The sequence below is a fragment of the Sphingomonas naphthae genome (genome assembly GCF_028607085.1).
In the GTDB taxonomy this organism is placed as follows: domain Bacteria; phylum Pseudomonadota; class Alphaproteobacteria; order Sphingomonadales; family Sphingomonadaceae; genus Sphingomonas_Q; species Sphingomonas_Q naphthae.
Map to the genome: position 1 here is coordinate 1,906,375 of NZ_CP117411.1, position 14,433 is coordinate 1,920,807.

Below are 14,433 nucleotides of genomic sequence, written 5' to 3' on the forward strand. Positions count from 1 at the left end.
CCCCACGCCAATCGACCCGATCCGGCCGGACCGGAGCAAGATCATATTGGTCCATTTCCGATGGATCCTCGATAAATCTGTAGCCGCCCCGCGAACCCGACGATTCCCGCCAGATTTTCACGCTTGACCCGCATCGGCCGATTGCTAATCTGGCCACTCAGAGATCGTGGTCTGGCGGCTAACAAGCAGCTAGTCTGCACCAGATAAGGGCAGCGCTACGGCGCTGCCTTTTTTTGTTTCCGGGCACCACCCCCAAAAAAATCGCTGTCCTACAGCCCCCCTGATCTGCTTGTCTGGCAGGGATGTCGATCGTTCGCACCCTGTCTGTCGCCATTGCCGCCCGATCGATCGGAGGACCTTTTCGTAGCCACCCTAGACCCTATGAACTTCCGGCACGGGTGATGCGGGAATGATGGCGCGCTGGTTCGCCATTCCGCTGTGGCGGCGCGTCGTCGGCGGCCTTCTGGTCGGGCTGGCGATCGGCCTGTTGGCCCCCGCCGCAGCGCCCTGGATCGCGCCCGTCGGCGACATTTTCGTGCGGTTGATCCGCATGCTGGTGGCGCCGATCGTGCTCGTCACGATCGCGGCCGGCATCACCGCTTTGGGGGACGTGCGGCGGCTGGGGTCGATCGGCGGCAAGGCGGTGCTGATGTTCGCGGCGACCACCGCGATCGCCGTCGCCGTCGGCATGGCCGTTGCGCTGATCGTCCAGCCGGGCCTGGGCGCGGGGCTCGGCGGGGCGGTGCCGAAGCCGCTGGGCGTGCCCAGGACCGTCACCGAACAGCTCGTCGGCATCGTGCCCGCCAACATCTTCGAGGCACTGGCCGATGGCGACATGCTGGCGCTGATCTTCACCGCGATCCTGATCGGCATCGGCACGATGCTGGCCGGCGAGGCCGGCAAGCCACTGGCGGGGCTGCTGCAATCCGCCTCGGCCGTACTGCTGCGGATCGTGGCGCTGGTGATGGAGGTGACGCCCTTCGGCGTGCTGGCGCTGATCGCCAATGCGGTGGCGATCAGCGGGACGGGCGTGTTCGTCCATGTCGGCTGGCTGGCCCTGTGCGTGCTGATCGGATCGGCGGTGCAGGCGTTGATCGTCCACAGCCTGATCGTGAAGCTGCTCGCGCGGATGCCGGTGCGGCGTTTCTATCGCGGCATCGTCGATGCGCTGGCGATCGCTTTCTCCACCGCCTCCAGTTCGGCCACGCTGCCAGTGGCGATGCGCGTGGCGGAGGAGAATCTGGGCCTGCCCAAGCCCGTCGCCTCTACCGTGCTGCCGCTGGGCGCCAGCATCGGCAAGGACGGGACGGCGATGTATGTCGGCCTGCTCAGCCTGTTCTCGCTCCAGGCGCTGGGCGTCGCGACCGGACCGGGGGTGTTGGTGACGGTTTTCCTGACCGGCGCGCTCGCCGCCTTCGGGACGGCGCCGATGCCGTCCGCCTCGCTGTTCATGCTCGCCGCCGTGCTGGCGGCGATCGGTGTCGGCGCGGAGCAGACCGCGCTGATCGTCGGCTTCGTGCTGCCCTTCGATCGCCTGCTCGACATGACGCGCACCGTGCCGAGCGCCAGCGCCAACCTGGCGGTGACGGCGACGGTGGCGCGGTGGGCTACTCCGCCGCCAGCAGCCGCTCCGCAGCCCCCAGATCGACCGACACCAGCCGGCTGATCCCGCGCTCCACCATTGTCACGCCGAACAGGCGGTGCATCCGGCTCATCGTCACGGCATTGTGGGTGACGATCAGGTAGCGGGTGTCGGTTTCCTTGGTCATGGCCACCAGCAGGTCGCAGAAGCGATCGATGTTGGCGTCGTCGAGCGGGGCGTCCACCTCGTCCAGCACGCAGATCGGCGCGGGGTTGGTGAGGAAGAGGGCGAAGATCAGGGCCACCGCCGTCAGCGCCTGTTCGCCGCCCGACAGCAGGGTGAGCGCCGAGAGTTTCTTGCCGGGCGGCTGGGCCATGATCTCGAGGCCGGCCTCCAGCGGATCGTCGGCATCGATCAGCGCCAGATGCGCCTCGCCGCCCGCAAAAAGGGTGGAGAAGAGCCGGCGAAAATGGCCGTCGACCGCCTCGAACGCCGCGAGCAGCCGCTGCCGCCCCTCGCGGTTGAGGCTGCCGATCGAGCCGCGCAGGCGGTTGATCGCCTGCCCCAATTCCTCGCGCTCGGCGGCGCTCTTGTCTCGATCGCCCTCCAACTCGGCGAGTTCGGTTTCGGCGACGAGGTTGACGGGGCCGAGTCGATCGCGATCGGCGGTGAGGCGTTCGTGGCGCTGGCCCTCGTCCTGCGCGGCGGCGACCGCCGCGCCGTCGAAGCCGATCCGCTCGGGCAACACCGCCGCCGGGCATTGGAAGCGCTCGCCCGATCGCGCCGAGAGTTCGGTGCGGTGGCGATCGGCGTGCTCCGCCCGCGCGACCGAACCGGCGCGCGCCTCGCGGACGACGGCCAATGCCTCGGTCGCGTCGGCCTGGGTGCGCTGGGCGGTGCGGAGCGCCTCCTCGGCGCTACGTTCGCCCTCGCGGGCGCTATTGGCGGCGGCGGTGGCGGCCTCCGCTCCGTTGCGGCGCTCGGCGATGGCGGCGGCGAGCGTGTCGGGCTTGCCGGCGAGCGCGGCGGCCTCGGTTTCGGCGGCGGCGATGCGCTGATCCATTTCGGCGATGCGGCGGGCGGCGTCGCCGGCGCGGGCCTTCCAACCGCGCGCGTCGGCGCGGGCCGTCTGGAGCCGGCGCTGCTCGGCCTCGATCGCGCGGGCGAGGCCATCGGCGCGAGCGCGGGCGGTGACGAGGGTGGCGCGCGCTTCCTCGGTGGCGCGGCGCACGCCTTCGGTGCGGGCGCGGGTGGCGGCGCCGTCGGGGAGCGCCGCCAGCGCGGTCGCGGCGGTCGTGGCCTGCGTGTCGGCCTCGGCGCGTTCGTCACCGGCACGCGCCAGCCGCTCGTCGAGCGCGCTGCGCTGGAGGGTGAGCCGCTCGATCGCGGCCTGCGCGGCATCCTCCTCGCGCTGGGCGGTGCGGGCGGCGGTCTCGGCCTCGGCACGGGCCTTGCGCGCCGTCTCGATCGTGCCGCGCAATTCGGCGAGGCGGCCGGTGTGGACCGAGAGCGCCGCCTGTGCCGCCTCCGCCGCCGCGCGGGCGGGCGGGAGCTGTCCCTCGATCTCGGCCAGACGATTGGCGCGCAGCAGCCGCTCGGCCGCCGCCGCGCCCGCGCCTTCGGACACGAGCCCATCCCAGCGCCGCACCCGCCCGCCGAGGGTGACGAGCCGCTGCCCCACGGCGAGCGCCTGACCGCCATCGGCCTCGACCACCGCGATCTGCGCCATCCGCCGGGCCAGCGCGGCGGGCACGGTGACATGATCGGCGAGGCATGCCGTCCCCTCGGGCAAGGCGGGATCGCCGGGCTGGGCCACCGCCCCCGCCCAGCGCCGCGCGCCACTGTTGGCCACGGGCGCGTCGAGATCGCCATCCAGCACCGCCGCCAGCGCCCGTTCGTAACCGGGCGTGGCCCGCGCTTCGACGCCGCGCGTGGGAGCGGCCTGCGTCGCCTTGGTCAGCGCGCGCGCCTCCGCCTCGATTGCCGCCAGCGCGGCGCGGGCGGCGGCCATGTCCGCCTCCGCCGCATCGCGCCGGACCGAGACGGCCTCGCGCTCCACCTCGGCCGCCGCCATCGCCTGCGCCGCCTCGTTGCCCTTCGTTTCGGCCTCCGCGCGCCGGCTGGCGGCGGTGACGCGGCGGGCTTCGATCTCGTCCACCCCGCCCAGCGCCGCGCGCTCGCGCTCGATGCGCGCCACCTCGGCCCGCGCCCGATCCAACCGCTGCTGCGCGGCCGCCACCGCCGCCTGCGCAACCCGCGCGTCGGCCTGCTCGGCGGCCTGGGTGGCCAGCGCCTGCGCGAGCGTCACCTCGCCATCGCGCGCCGCCTGCTCCGCCGACGCGACCGCCGCATCGGTCGCGGGGCGCTGCGCCTCCACCTCGGCCAGCGCCGCCGATGCGGTCTTCTCCTCCTCCGCCAGCCGCGCGAGCGCCGCCGCCGCGTCGATCGCCAGCCGGTCCTCGCCCGCCCGGTCGCGCGACAGCGTCTCGCGGCGGCGATCGAGATCGGCGATGTGGCGGAGCAATTGCTCGCGCTCGGCGGTGGCGGCGGTCAGCGCCTGCACCGCCGCCTGCGCCGCGTCCCGCGCACGCTCGGCCTCGGCCCGCGCGGCGGCCAGCGCCACCGCCGCCGTCTCTGCCGCCGCCGCCGCGCCGCGCTGCGCCTCGCTGGCGGCTACGACCTGCGCCTCGGCCAGCCGCGCCTCCTTCACCGCGCGCTCGGCCTCGCCCGCCGCCTCGCGCCAGCGCGCGTAGAGCGCCCGCGCCTCGGCCAGCCGGATCTCCGCCGAAAGCGTGCGATAGCGTTCCGCTGCGCGCGCCTGCCGCCGCAGCGAGGCGGTGCGCGTCTCCATGTCGGACAGCAATTCGTCCAGCCGGGTGAGGTTGGCCTCGGCGCCGCGCAGCCGCTGCTCGGCCTCGCGCCGCCGCACATGCAACCCCGCGATCCCGGCGGCCTCCTCCAGCATCTGCCGCCGCTCGACCGGCTTGGCGGCGATCACCGCCGCGATCCGCCCCTGGCTGACGAGCGCGGGCGAGTGGGCGCCGGTCGCGGCATCGGCGAACAGCAAGGCCACGTCGCGCTGGCGCACGTCGCGCCCGTTGAGGCGGTAGGCGGAGCCCGCGCCGCGCTCGATCCGGCGGACCACCTCGGTCTCGGCACCGCCCGCGCCGTCATCGACCAGCAGCGAGACTTCGGCGAAACTGCGCGAGGCGCGGGTGGCGGTGCCCGCGAAGATCACATCCTCCATGCCGCCGCCGCGCAACGACTTGGGGCTGCCCTCGCCCATCACCCAGCGGATGGCCTCCAGCAGGTTGGATTTGCCGCAGCCGTTGGGGCCGACCACGCCGGTCAGCCCCGGCTCGATCAGCAGTTCGGCGGGCTCGACGAAGCTCTTGAACCCCGACAGGCGGAGCTTGCGGAAGCGCATAGCCGTCGAGCCCCCGCCGGCCGGATCAGCCGCCGGTGGCGGTGCGCAGCTTGGCTGCGAGTTCGGGCCACGTCACGCCGCTCACGAAGGCGCCGTTGATGAAGAAGCTGGGCGTGCCGGTCACCTTGTCCTGCTCGGTCGCGCGGGTCTGGAGCGCGGTGAGGTCGGCCAGCGCGGTCTTGTCCGCCAGGCAGGCGTCGATCTTGGCTTGCGGCAGACCGCGCTGGCGGAAGAAGCCATCCAGATCCATCGCCTTGCTGAACGCCGCCGGCTGCGCCGCCATCGGCAGCGCCTGGATCTTCGCCTGCTCCTCGCGGCTGAGCGCCACCACCTTGCCGACCCATTCCTCCTGCGCGGCGAACAGCTGCTCGGCCATCTTGAAGTAGGGCGCCGGCCCCTGGCACTGGGTCAGCAGCGAGGCGGGCACATCGAGCGGGCCGAGGAAGAAGGGGCGGAATTCGTAGCTCACCTTGCCGCTCTTGATGAAGTCGGCGCGCAGCGGTTCGGCCGCCTCGGCGGTGAAGTCGCGGCAGTGCGGGCAGCTGAAGGCGCCATATTCGACCAGCTTCACGGGCGCATTGGGGTTGCCCAGGCGGAAACCGCCCTCGGGCGTCTTGGCGACCGTCTCGGTCCAGTCGCTGCCGGCGGGCGGCGGCACGGCGGCGACGGGCTGCGTGGGGGCGACCACGCCGCCCTCCTCCGCCTTCTTGCCGCAAGCGGCGAGCGCCAGGAACGCGAGGAACAGGGGGGCGACGATACGGCTACGGGTCATGACGGTCCTCTGACAGGGAAGCTAGCCTCTGGCGGGTAAGCGGGGGATGAGCGCGATCAGCGCAGCGCGGCCTTCAGCGCCGGCTCCAGCACCGCCCATTCGGGCGATCCGGCGACGTGGGTGCCGTTGATGTAGAAAGCGGGCGTGCCGGGGATCTGGCGCTTCTGCCACGCCTCGTCGGCGCTGGCGGTAAGCGTCTTCACCTCGGCAACGCTGGTGAGGCACACCTTCTGCCGCGCCGGGGTCAGCCCGCGCGCGGCGAAGAGCTTGTCGAGGCCGACGCCGGCGGCGATCGCCGGAAACACCTCATTCTCGTTCATCTTCTCCAGCTTGTCCTGATTGGCCGCGGAGAAAGCCTGCGCCCGCCCGAGCCACTTGTCCTGCTTGGCGAAGGCGGTGCTGACGGCGCCCAGATAGGCCCCCGGCGCGCCGCAGCGCGCCAGGATCGAGGCTGCCATGTCGAAACCGTCGCGCACGGCGTGACGCACCTCCAGGCTGACGAGGCCGGGGCGGATGTAGTTCGCCTCCAGCGCCGGATAGCCTTCGGCCGCGAAATGCGCGCAATGCGAGCAGGTGAGCGAGAGATATTCGACCAGCTTCACCTTCGCGGCGGGATTGCCGATCACGAACGCGCCGGCCGGCGTGCGGTTGATGACCTTGAGCCAATCGCGCGCGGGCACGGCGGCGGGCTTCTTGGCCGGCGCGGCGGGCAGGGTCGCGGGGGCGGCGGCGAACAACAGCGCGGCGATCAACGCAAACGACTTCATCACTTCTCGTCCTCGAAACGGGCCTTGTCTTCGAAACTGGGCAGCCCCTTGCTGGCCGCCAGAGCACCGGCGAGCGCCGACAGGCAATCGCGCAATTCGGGATCGGCGACGGCGCGAAGGCTGTCGCCCAGCTCCACCGGCACCGGGCGCAGCGACGGCGGCGCGCGGCGCGGTTCGGCGGGCAGCGGCCGCGCCGCGCCCTGGCGGATCACCAGCCGGCCGACCGCCTCGTAACCGAAGAAGCGGTTGACCCGCTCGACGATGGCGGGTGCGACATGCTGCATCATCGGTGCGTGGGCGCCATCGACCGAGAGGGTCAGCGTGCCATCCTTGCGGCTGCCCTGCGGGAAGCGGATCGATTCCGGGCTGGAGACGTCGGCATAGCGCGGCCCGACGATCTCGCGCCAGCGGCTGACGACCGACGACTGGACGAAGCCGAAGCGGCGGAAGGCCGCCCCGCCCACCGCCGGCAGCATCTCCGCCACCGAGCGCGGGCCGTTGGCGCGCGGCGCCTCGGCGGCGGCGCGCTTCGCGGGCGCGCGCTTCTTCGGCGGCGCGGCGGTCTTGTCATCACCCGATTTCATCATCGCCGCTCCCATGCCATAGCCGCGCCATGTCCGTCGACAGCCGACTTGGGGGAAGGCCCGGCGAAGCCCCGATCGCCGCGTCGATCGCCGCCGATCTGCTCGCCTGGTACGATGTCCACGCCCGCGCCCTGCCGTGGCGCGCGCCGCCGGGCACCCCGCCGCCCGACCCCTATCGCGTCTGGCTGTCGGAGGTGATGCTCCAGCAGACCACGGTGGCGGCGGTGAAACCCTATTTCCGCGCCTTCCTCGATCGCTGGCCCACAGTAGAGGCGCTGGCGGCGGCCGAGGATGCCGATCTGATGGCCGCATGGGCGGGCCTCGGCTATTATGCCCGCGCCCGCAACCTGCTCGCCTGCGCGCGGGCGGTGGCCAGGGATCATGGCGGGCGCTTCCCCGATACGGAAGCGGGGCTGCGCGCCCTGCCGGGGCTGGGCGCCTACACCGCCGCCGCCGTCGCCGCGATCGCCTTCGGGCGGCGGGCGGTGGTGGTGGACGCCAATGTCGAGCGGGTCGTCGCCCGGCTGTTCGCCATAGCCGAACCGCTCCCCGCCGCCCGCCCCGCGATTCGCGCCGCCGCCGACAGGATCACGCCCGAGGCGCGGGCCGGGGATTTCGCGCAGGCGATGATGGATCTGGGCAGCGGCATCTGCACCACGCGCAACCCCGCCTGCGCGATCTGCCCGCTCCGCCCCAACTGCGCCGCCGCCGCGACCGCTGATCCCGCCCGCTTCCCGGTGAAGGCCGCGAAGAAGCCCAAGCCCGTCCGCCACGGCACCGCTTTCTGGCTGGAACACAACGGCGCGGTGCTGCTGGTGCGGCGACAGCCCAAGGGGATGCTGGGCGGCATGCGAGCGCTGCCAACCGGCCCCTGGGCGGACACGCCACCCGCGCTGGCCGACGCGCCCGCCGAAGCCGACTGGCGCCCGGCGGGACGACTGACCCACGTCTTCACCCATTTCGCGCTGGAGCTTGAGGTGGTGGTGGCCAGCGGATCGAGTGCGGTGGACGGCGAATGGTGGCCGATCGATCGGATAGCCGACGCCGGCCTGCCGACGCTGTTCGCGCGGGCGGCGGCGCTGGCCATGGCCGCCTGATCCGCTTCCCTTACTTCACCACCGGCAACCAAACCGCGCTGGCCTCGCTGCCACCGCGCAGCACGCTGTGGGTCTGCGCTTTGTAATCCCCCGGCTTGGCGAAGAAGATGTTCGGCACGAAGGTCTGCGGGTTGCGGTCGTAGAGCGGGAACAGCGTGGACTGGATCTGGATCATCACGCGGTGGCCGGGCTGGAATACGTGGTTGGCGGTGGGCAGCGCGAATTTGTAGGTCTGGGGTTTGCCGGCCGGGATCGCGGTCGGCTTCGAGAAACTGTCGCGATAGCGGCCACGGAAGATGGCGAGGCTGACGGGGAATTCGTAGCCGTCCATCGAGGGGTTCGACGGCATCTGCGGATAGACGTCGATCACCTTGACCACCCAATCGGCATCGGTGCCGGTGGTGGCGGCGTGCAGCTCGGCGACGGGCGCGCCGGAGATGCGCAGCGGTTCCTTGAGCGGCTCGGTGACGTAGGTCAGCACGTCCGGCCGGCCATCGGCGAAACGCTGGTCGGTCAGCAGCCACGTCCGCCACCGCTCGCCTTCCGAGAAACGCACCGGGCGCGGCAGATAGGGCACCGGCTTGGCGGGATCGGAAACATATTTGTCCGTGCCGGCGGCGGGCTTCGAGAAGGACAGGCCGGCACCCGGCGCCAGATACATGGGCGTCATCGGGCTCGCGCAGCCGCTGTCGCAGGCGAGCGGCCAATCCTTGAAGCGATCCCAGTGATTCTCGCCGGTGTTGTAGATGAACACCTGCGGCGTCTCGGCGGCGGGGGCGGCATCCTTCAGATATTGGTCGAAGAAGGGCTTGAGCACGTCGCGGCGGAACTGGAGCGCGGTGTCGCCCTCGAACTTCAGCGGGCCGAGCGTGGTGCCGTCGTAATTCACGCCGCTATGCCGCCACGGCCCCATGACGAGATGGTTGTTGGCGAGCTTGCCGGCCGCTTTCAGTTCGGACCAGCTATGGATCGCGCCCCACATATCCTCCTGATCCCAGATGCCCTGGAGCCAGATGGTCGGCACGTTGGAGGGATTCTTGGCGAGCAGTTTGTCGAGCGCCTGGCCCTGCCAATAGTCGTCATAGGCCGGGTGCTGCGACGTGCGACGCCACAGGGGAAGCTGGTCGAGGCCGAGCGACTTGGCGACATCGCCGGTCGAGCCGCCCTTCAACATCACGTCATAATCGTCGGCGCCGTCGGGCGCGCTCCACGACGAGACGCCCTTGCCGCGCTTGGTCGTCTGGCCGGTGAAGTAGCTGAGGTTGGGGTTGCGGAACGCGCCGTACATGAACCAGTCGTCGCCCATCCAGCCATCGACCATCGGGCTTTCGGGTGCCGCGACCTTCAGCGCCGGATGCGGATCGAGCAGCGCCATCGCGACGGTGAACCCCTCGTAGGAGGAGCCGATCATGCCGACCTTGCCGTTGCTTTCGGGCGTGTTCTTCACCAGCCAGTCGATCGTGTCATAGGCATCGGTGACGTGATCGGTGGTGGTGGGGTTGAGCGGGCCACGTACGGGCCGGGTCATCACATAGACGCCCTCCGATCCATATTTGCCGCGCACGTCCTGAAAGACGCGGATGTAGCCGTCCTTCACGAAAACCTCGTCGCCCTGCGGCAAAGTGGCGAGCATCGAGGGGCCGTCGGTGCGGGCGGCGCGCATGTCGGCGTTATAGGGGGTGCGGGTCAGCATGATCGGGGCGCGGGTGGCGCCCTTGGGGATGACGATCACGGTGTGGAGCTTCACCCCGTCGCGCATCGGGATCTCGACGACGCGCTTGATATAATCCGCGCTCTCCTCGGGGCGGACGAACTTTTCGGGGATGTCGCCCTTGGCGGGAAATACCGGCTCGGCCGGCGGCGGCGCCGCGCCCACCAGCAGCATCGCCGCCACGCCCGCCAGCAGACCGTGCTTCACCATATCGATATCCCCTTTTGGTCGCTCAGTCGGGCGCCTTGGCGAAGCGGCGGACGAGTTGCCCCCGCCACAGCCAGCGCCCCGGATGATAGTTGAAGAAGAACCAGCCGAACGCGAGCGTCGCCATCAGCCCCGGCAGGGCCATGGGATCGCCCTCCCCCTTCATGTGGCGGTAGAGCGCCACATCCGATCGCCACCGATCCCGCTCGCCGCCGCCGCCGTTGATGCCATAGGCATTGTCGTGCAGCCGGCAGCCGCGATTGCGGTTATATTTCTTCGGATCGATGAGGTGACAATAGTCCCGTTCCGTATCGGCCATGGCCCGGCTATGCACCGCTGATGGCCAGCTTCAAGCGCAAATGTTTCTACCTCAGCGGGTTCGACCCGCGCGGGGCCCCCCACTATCACCGCATGTATGCCGAACAGGTGGAGAAACATGGCCGGCTGGCGGGCGAGACCATCACCGTCTCCCGCCGCAGGACGATCAACGAATCGATCGCGGGCTGGCAGGTCGTCAACGAGACCGCAGGGGTCGAGACGGACTATTATAATCTGCGCTGGGACGATCTGGTGCGCACCGCCTGGATCCGCGAGCCGATCCGGCTCGTGGTGAAGGGGCTGGCGACCTATTGGCGCTACCTGACGCAGAGCGACTGGCCCCGGGTTCTGGCGCTGCCCCGCCACCCGCTGACCACGCTTTACTATCCGCTGGCGGCGATGCTGCTGATCCCGCTCCTCCTGATCCTGCTGGCGACCGGCCTGCTGGCGATCGCGCTGCCGCTGAAATGGGCGCTGCCGATCGCGATTCTGGCGGGCGTGGCCGGGGCGATTCCGCTGCTCATCCGTATGCGCGCGCTGTGGCTGGTGCGGCTCTATGTGTTCAACGACGCGCTGGCGCGGGGGCGCGATTTCCGGGGGATGGACGAGCGGCTCGACGGCTTCGTCGAGGCTATCGCCGAGGCTCTGGCGAGCGATGCCGACGAGGTGCTGGTCATCACCCACAGCAACGGATCGATCATCGCCGTGCCGCTGATGGACCGGCTGATCGCGCGGATGGGCGGCACGCTGCCGGCCAAATTCGCGCTGGTCACCTTCGGCCAGTGCATCCCGCTGGTGGCGCTGCGCCGCGACGCGGGTGGCTATCGCGAGAAAATCCGCGCGATCGCCGCGACCGATTTCCACTGGTACGATTTCAGCTTCCCGGCGGACGGCGCCTGCTATGCGATGGTCGACCCCTTCGCGCTGGGCGAGCCCAAGGTGGTGAACGCGACGATGCATCTGCTCAGCCCGCGCTTCTTCGCCTTCTACGAAGCGGACGTGTATCAGGCGCTGCGCAAGCAGAAATATGAGCTGCATTTCGATTATCTGCGCTGTCAGGATCGCATCTCGCCGGCCAGCCTGCTCTCGCTGACCGCCGGGCCGCGGCCGATCGCGGAGAGCGTCGCGGCGTTCCGGGCGATCCCATGAGCAAATTGTTCACGCCCCCCTACCCCGTTCCGCCCAAGACCAAGCCCAACCCGATCAAGCGGTTCCGGCTGGGGTGGAATTCGTGGATCCATACGCTCTTCGAGAAGAGCTACACGATGAAGCTGGGCGAGACGCATCTGCCCAACGTGGCCATCTACATGGCGAACGATCAGGACGTGGTGCACCGCGTGCTGGACGATTGCCGCGACGCCGACGACGGCAATCCGCGCACCTTCCCCAAACATTGGCTACTCGACGAACTGCTGGAGCCGCTGGTCGGCAACGGCATCTTCGTGGCCAACGGCAAGGATTGGGAGGAGCAGAGGCGGATGATGAACCCCGCCTTCCAGCACACCCATCTGAAGCTGACCTTCGCGATGATGCAGGCGGCGGTGGACGAGGTGATCGGGCGGATGGCGGCCGAGGATCTCTCCCGCCCGGTCCATGTCGATCCGTTCATGACGCATCTGGCGGCGGACATCATCTTCCGCACGATGTTCTCCGTGCCGCTGGATGCCGAGGGGGCGGCGCGCATCTTCCACGCCTTCCACCGCTTCCAGTCGCAGATGCAGCCGAGCATCACGCTCCACATCTTCGGCCTGCCCAAATTCGGCTATCGCAAGCGCGCGGTGAAGGCGGCGGCGAAAATCCACACCGTCTTCGCCGAGATCGTGCGCGAGCGGTACGACAATTATCATGCGACGGGCGATGCGGGGCCGGAGGATATCCTCCAGTCGCTGCTGGAGGCGCGCAACCCGACGAGCGGCGCGCCCTTCACCTTCGCCGAGCTGATCGACCAGATTTCGGTGATCTTCCTGGCGGGGCACGAAACCTCGGCCAGCGCGATGACCTGGGCGCTCTACATATTGTCCGAATGTCCGCACGTCGCGACGGCGATGCGGGCGGAACTGGAGGCGGCGACGGGCGGCGGGCCGATCCGCTTCGAGACGCTGAAATCGCTGACGATGACTCGCAACGTCTTCAAGGAGACGCTGCGCCTCTATCCGCCGGTGTCCTTCCTGCTGCGCGAGGTGACCGCGCCGATCCGCTTCCGCGACAAATTGCTCAAGCCCAAGGCGATGGTGGCGGTGTCGCCGTGGCTGCTCCAGCGCAGCCCGGACTGGTGGCAATGCCCCCACGCCTTCGATCCCGACCGTTTCGAGCGGCCCGATCAGGCCGACGCCTGCAAGCGCGCCTACCTGCCCTTCGGGCGCGGCCCGCGCGTGTGCATCGGCGCGGGCTTCGCCCAGCAGGAGGCGGTGCTGTTGCTGGCGAGCGCGGTGCGCCGCTTCGACATCGCCGCCATCCCCGGCGACAAGCCCGATCCGATCAGCCGGCTGACCTTGCGCCCCAAGCATGGCGCGCGGGTGCGGTTAAGCCTGCGGCCATCCGTTCCCGATCAAATGGGGGATGACGCCCCCGTGGGCGAGGTCTAAGGGCTTCACGATGACTGCCGTTTCCCCCGTCGACGCGACGGACAGCTCCGATCGACTCACCATCGACCCGTTCGGTCTCAACCCCAACATGCTGAGCCGGATCGAGGGCGTCGGCGGCGACGAGCCGACGATCGACCCGACGATGGCCTTCCACACGGCCTATCACCATTTCCTGCCCGGCCCGATCGCCTTCCACATCCAGATCGAGGGTCTGGAGGCGACCAGCGGCGCTTTCGTCATCTTCATCAACGAGTTTCGCGAGGATGAGGATGCCAAGGAGATCAAGCGAGCCAACGTCGATCTGGCGACGCTCGCGGAGGGCGGCGGCGCCTATCGGCTGACCACCATCGCGGAAGAGGATGTCGGCTACGCCATCCACGCGCAGATCCACGGCGAGACCGATGCGCGCGCCACCGCGATCCGCATCGATTGCGACCGGCGCACGGACGAATCCGTGTTTTCGGTAAAGCTGGCCGAGGCCAAGCGCGCGCTGTTCGGCGGCTCGCCCACGGGCAAGCTCAAGGGCCTCGTCACCGCCGAGCCCGCCACCCTGCTCCACCCCGTGTCGCAGATGTGTACCGCCGCGCAGATGGACGAGCCGACCTATCTCGACTGGGTCGGCCGAATGAATCGCGCGCCGCATCGCCACCGCAAGCAGTGGGAGTTCGTCTACGTCGGCCGCGCGCTCGAATATTATGGCGCGCTCCAGCCCGGCAAGCGCGGACTGGGCTTCGGCGTCGGCATCGAGCCGCTGCCGGCGGTGTTCGCCAAGGCGGGCTGCGACGTGGTCGCGACCGACCTCGATCCCAATGACGATCGCTCGGCGATCTGGAGCCTGACGCACCAGCACGGCACGGCGCTCGCCGATTTGCGCGATCCCTCGATCGTGCCGAACGAGATTTTCGACGAGAAGGTGCGCTTCGAATCGGCGGACATGACGCGCATTCCCGCGCACTTCCGCGATTTCGACTTCTGCTGGTCGTCCTGCGCGTTCGAGCATCTCGGCTCCATCCAGGCGGGCCTCGATTTCGTGGTCAATTCGCTCGACACGCTGAAGCCGGGCGGGATCGCGGTCCACACGACCGAACTGAACCTCACCTCGGGCTTCCGCACGATGTCGCGCGGCGACACGGTGCTGTTCCGCAAGCGCGATTTCGAGCGGCTGGCGCTGGTGCTGAACGCACGCGGGCATGAGGTGATGCCGCTCAGCTTCGACCAGGGCGAGCAGCCCGACGACCAGTTCGTCGATGTCCCGCCTTATTGCTCGGACGTGCACCTGAAGGTGGCGCTGAAGCGGTATGTGACGACCTCGTTCGGGATCATCGTCCGCAAGAAGCCGTAAAGCCCGTACCTCACGGGACTGCCCCGTGAGCAGATACGCCA

Annotated in this window: 11 protein-coding genes; 5 read left to right on the forward strand and 6 right to left on the reverse strand. The window is 69.8% G+C overall.

Translation table 11 applies throughout. From position 1 onward, the window contains the following. Positions 1 to 409 precede the first annotated feature (409 nt). Positions 410 to 1,666 (forward strand): dicarboxylate/amino acid:cation symporter, encoded by a 1,257-nt coding sequence (locus PQ455_RS08950; protein WP_273691101.1) that lies wholly within the window; start codon positions 410 to 412, stop codon positions 1,664 to 1,666. On the opposite strand, the gene smc is transcribed toward PQ455_RS08950, so the two are convergent. Genes smc through PQ455_RS08970 form a run of 4 tightly spaced genes read right to left on the reverse strand, consistent with a single transcriptional unit; the run spans position 1,608 to position 7,147 of the window. Then, positions 1,608 to 5,009 carry a chromosome segregation protein SMC gene (gene smc / locus PQ455_RS08955; protein WP_273691104.1) on the reverse strand — a complete coding sequence of 1,134 codons (3,402 nt, stop codon included), beginning with the start codon at positions 5,007 to 5,009 and terminating at the stop codon, positions 1,608 to 1,610. The genes PQ455_RS08950 and smc overlap by 59 nt on opposite strands. 25 nt (positions 5,010 to 5,034) lie before the next feature. Beyond that, positions 5,035 to 5,781, reverse strand: coding sequence for a thioredoxin domain-containing protein (locus PQ455_RS08960; protein ID WP_273691106.1), 747 nt, complete (start codon positions 5,779 to 5,781; stop codon positions 5,035 to 5,037). A gap of 56 nt (positions 5,782 to 5,837) precedes the next feature. Then, positions 5,838 to 6,548: a DsbA family protein gene (locus tag PQ455_RS08965; protein ID WP_273691108.1), complete on the reverse strand. Its 711-nt coding sequence runs from the start codon at positions 6,546 to 6,548 to the stop codon at positions 5,838 to 5,840. Next, positions 6,548 to 7,147: a DUF721 domain-containing protein gene (locus tag PQ455_RS08970; RefSeq protein WP_420542851.1), complete on the reverse strand. Its 600-nt coding sequence runs from the start codon at positions 7,145 to 7,147 to the stop codon at positions 6,548 to 6,550. The genes PQ455_RS08965 and PQ455_RS08970 overlap by 1 nt, the downstream gene beginning before the upstream one ends. Positions 7,148 to 7,161: 14 nt before the next feature. Between PQ455_RS08970 and PQ455_RS08975 the strand changes: the two genes are divergently transcribed. After that, positions 7,162 to 8,229: an A/G-specific adenine glycosylase gene (locus tag PQ455_RS08975; protein WP_273691111.1), complete on the forward strand. Its 1,068-nt coding sequence runs from the start codon at positions 7,162 to 7,164 to the stop codon at positions 8,227 to 8,229. A 10-nt stretch (positions 8,230 to 8,239) separates the two neighbouring features. On the opposite strand, the gene PQ455_RS08980 is transcribed toward PQ455_RS08975, so the two are convergent. Together PQ455_RS08980 and PQ455_RS08985 are read right to left on the reverse strand one after the other, a co-directional pair. Further along, on the reverse strand, positions 8,240 to 10,150 hold the full coding sequence (locus PQ455_RS08980; RefSeq protein ID WP_420542852.1) for a CocE/NonD family hydrolase: 1,911 nt from the start codon (positions 10,148 to 10,150) through the stop codon (positions 8,240 to 8,242). Between the two features lie 22 nt (positions 10,151 to 10,172). After that, positions 10,173 to 10,466, reverse strand: coding sequence for a hypothetical protein (locus PQ455_RS08985; protein WP_273691113.1), 294 nt, complete (start codon positions 10,464 to 10,466; stop codon positions 10,173 to 10,175). 20 nt (positions 10,467 to 10,486) lie between these two features. On the opposite strand from PQ455_RS08985, the gene PQ455_RS08990 reads away from it, so the two are divergent. The 3 genes from PQ455_RS08990 to PQ455_RS09000 are packed head-to-tail and all read left to right on the forward strand — an operon-like array spanning position 10,487 to position 14,392. Next, on the forward strand, positions 10,487 to 11,614 hold the full coding sequence (locus PQ455_RS08990; RefSeq protein WP_273691115.1) for a hypothetical protein: 1,128 nt from the start codon (positions 10,487 to 10,489) through the stop codon (positions 11,612 to 11,614). Beyond that, positions 11,611 to 13,050, forward strand: coding sequence for a cytochrome P450 (locus PQ455_RS08995; protein WP_273691117.1), 1,440 nt, complete (start codon positions 11,611 to 11,613; stop codon positions 13,048 to 13,050). The genes PQ455_RS08990 and PQ455_RS08995 overlap by 4 nt, the downstream gene beginning before the upstream one ends. Positions 13,051 to 13,060: 10 nt before the next feature. Beyond that, entirely contained in the window at positions 13,061 to 14,392 is a 1,332-nt protein-coding gene (locus PQ455_RS09000; RefSeq protein ID WP_273691119.1) for a methyltransferase domain-containing protein, read from the forward strand. Positions 14,393 to 14,433: the final 41 nt, after the last annotated feature.